The organism is Streptomyces sp. NPDC056231, from assembly GCF_048270745.1.
In the GTDB taxonomy this organism is placed as follows: Bacteria; Actinomycetota; Actinomycetes; order Streptomycetales; family Streptomycetaceae; genus Streptomyces.
Map to the genome: position 1 here is coordinate 1 of NZ_JBLVKW010000179.1, position 2,785 is coordinate 2,785.

Annotated in this window: 2 protein-coding genes; one reads left to right on the forward strand and one right to left on the reverse strand. The window is 68.2% G+C overall.

The window, feature by feature from the left end:
- Positions 1 to 373 precede the first annotated feature (373 nt).
- On the reverse strand, positions 374 to 544 hold the full coding sequence (locus ACNPQM_RS43870) for a hypothetical protein (protein ID WP_418088382.1): 171 nt from the start codon (positions 542 to 544) through the stop codon (positions 374 to 376).
- Positions 545 to 1,011: 467 nt separating this feature from the next.
- Between ACNPQM_RS43870 and ACNPQM_RS43875 the strand changes: the two genes are divergently transcribed.
- A complete protein-coding gene (locus ACNPQM_RS43875) occupies positions 1,012 to 2,406 on the forward strand; it encodes a protein kinase domain-containing protein (protein WP_418088383.1) in 1,395 nt (464 codons plus the stop codon).
- Positions 2,407 to 2,785: the final 379 nt, after the last annotated feature.

The window sequence follows — 2,785 nt, forward strand, 5'->3', positions numbered from 1 at the left end:
CGCCGTGATCATTAGCGGCTGGTCGCACAGATCTGTCACAGCAACCGCTCCTGCGAAGGTGAACAGCCCTGGCTCGATGTCGCATTGCGTGACGTTTGGCCGGGTCTGTGCGGCTACGGCACCGAGTTTGTACGAGCCGACAGCTCCCGTCAGGCGTTCAGGGCGCTGCTGAGGGTGGAGTAGCAGCCGATCACGGTGTCCAGGCCAACGAGTTGGAAGGTGCGCATGTCGCAGTCTCGGGTTCCGGCCAGGCGTAGCCAACTGCCGGCCTGGTCGAGGATTTGATGAGCGGAGAGGAGACCAGGGCTCGCAGAATCTTCGGCATGCCGGTGAGGGTAGCGAAGAGGGCCCAGCGCACCCGCACCGCGGGATCTCAAGGGACGACGGTTCGCCACCCGGCCGGACTCGGCGCCGTCATTCGGTCCCCCTGTGCTTGCTGCCGGGGCAGCTCACGTCGCAGCCGGTACATGCGCTCGCGGTGGCGGAGGTAGTCCCGCACCACGTCACGCCGGTGCTCGGACTCCTGCGGCAGAAGTGCGGCCACGCTGGCGATCACAGCGCATAGCACGGAGCACAGGAATGCCCACCAGGGGGCTCCGAGTGGGCCGAGACGCCGACGGCCGCCGTGCCGCCTTCCACGGCGAATTCGTAGCGCCCGTAAAGCCGCCACGCGAAGGCGCGTTGCCGCCGGTGCCCCCCTCTTACTCGGCGGGCACCCTGCCGTGGTGATGGCTCTCCATCCGAGTGGATCATGGCCTGATAGCCTGCCGAGGCCTTGGTGAGCGGGCCTCATCAGCATTGGCGCGCAACCCGGCTACCGCGCGGTCAGCGGTCCTGACTGGGCGGTGTCTCATCTCGTGAACGAAATGTGCTCCCGATGCCGTGGTGAGCCGGCAGTTGCGATCCGGCATGGTGCGTACCTGTGAGTTCGGTTCTGACGGCTATGTGGGGGCGTTCGGCGTGTTGTTGGCGGGTCGGTACCAGCTCGAGGAGCTTCTCGGCCGAGGTGGAATGGGAGAGGTCTGGCGCGCACGCGACGAGGTCCTCGGCCGCCCGGTCGCGGTCAAGCTGCTCCTGGCCGGTGGCGTTGACCCGACTGCTGCGGCCCGCTTCCACCAGGAGGCGCAGACGACCGCTCGCTTGAGCCACCCCAACGTCGTCGCCGTATACGACTTCGGCCAGGCCGACGGCCGCCTGTATCTGGTCATGGAGATGGTCCAGGGGCACAGTCTCGCCGAGCGGCTGGCCTCGGGGGGACCTCTCACGCCCCGCGAGGTGGCTGCCATCGGCAGCCAGACCGCCTCAGGCCTGGCCGCTGCGCACCACCGGGGCATCATCCACCGCGACATCAAGCCTGCCAACCTCCTTCTGGTGCCGGACGGCACGGTCAAGGTGGTGGACTTCGGTATCGCCCGTCTCGCCGATGACACGGCGGCCGCCCTCACCAGCGCGGGCATGATCGTGGGAACGGTTTCCTACCTTGCCCCCGAACGCGCCCTCGGAAAGGACGCTGGTCCTGCCTCCGACATGTACGCGCTCGGCTGCGTACTGTACGAGCTTCTCGCCGGGCACCCCCCGTTCCGCGCGGACACTCCGACAGCGCTGCTCTACCAGCATGTCCAGGAGTCGCCGTTGCCCCCGCACAGCGTGGGCGTGGAGCTTCCGGCGGAGCTCGAACAACTCATCCTGGCGCTGCTCGCCAAGGAACCGGAAGCGCGCCCCGGCGCCGAACAGGTCGCGGACTGGCTGTCCGCTCCGGGAAGGTCGAGCGCGGCCGCGACGGCACAGCCCACATCACCGCCGTCCTCACGACCGGCCGCCGAGGTGGGACGCACGGCCGTGCTGCCTGCTCCTGCCACACGACGATCCCGCAGGCGTGACTCCCGGTCGCGCACGGCAGTGATCTCGGGACTGGCAGCGGCCGCCCTGGCGACCGTGGGATACCTGCTCTTCCAGCCGGACTCCGCACAGGTGGCCGCTGCCGACCCCCCTGCCGCGACCCAGGGAGCAGTGCCGCCCACCACCGACCCCGCTTCCTCGCCATCCGTTGCTTCAGATGCTTCTCCTCTGTCGAGCCCGTCCGCTGCCGTCGACACACCCGCAGCGTTGTCGAACGACCCCGGGGTGCTGCTCGGCCAGGTGTCTCAGGAACTGAGCGCTGCCGCCGGCGAAGGTCGGCTCGACCCGCACCTCGCCGACGATCTGGAACACAAGATCTCCGAAGCCCAGGACAAGCTGGCTGAGGGCAGAGAGAAGGGGAAGGACAAGACCAAGGACGTACGCAAACGGGTCCGCGACATCCGCCACAAACTCGCCGACGCCGAAAAGCACCAGGAGTTCACGAGTACCCCTGAGTTCGACCGGCTCCTCGATCACCTCGCGTCCCTGGTCGGGGAAGCCGACTAGGCGATCAGATTTGGGCGCGGCTCGAGCGCTCTGCCGCACCGGGGGTGCAGATTGGCCAGCCAGCGGCGTCCTCGATCGTCCGCAGGGTGCGGGCGGCCTTGTCGGGGTCTCGGTGTCCGGTCCAGCCACAATCTGCGCCGTCGAAGACCTCCATCATGTGCCCCCGGCTTTGTGGGTGAGGTTGAGGGTGCCGGCGTTGTAGGCCATCGCAAACTTCGTCAGCGTCGCGGCCTCGGCTCACGCCCTGACCGGGCTTCCAGCCCGCGTCGTCCACGATGCTGGATCCTGAGTGTGCCGATTATTACGTCCGTGCAGGTCACCCCGCCGACGGCGGTGATCGCCGTCTGCGGCAGGATCGGTCGTCGTGCTGCTTCGCCTG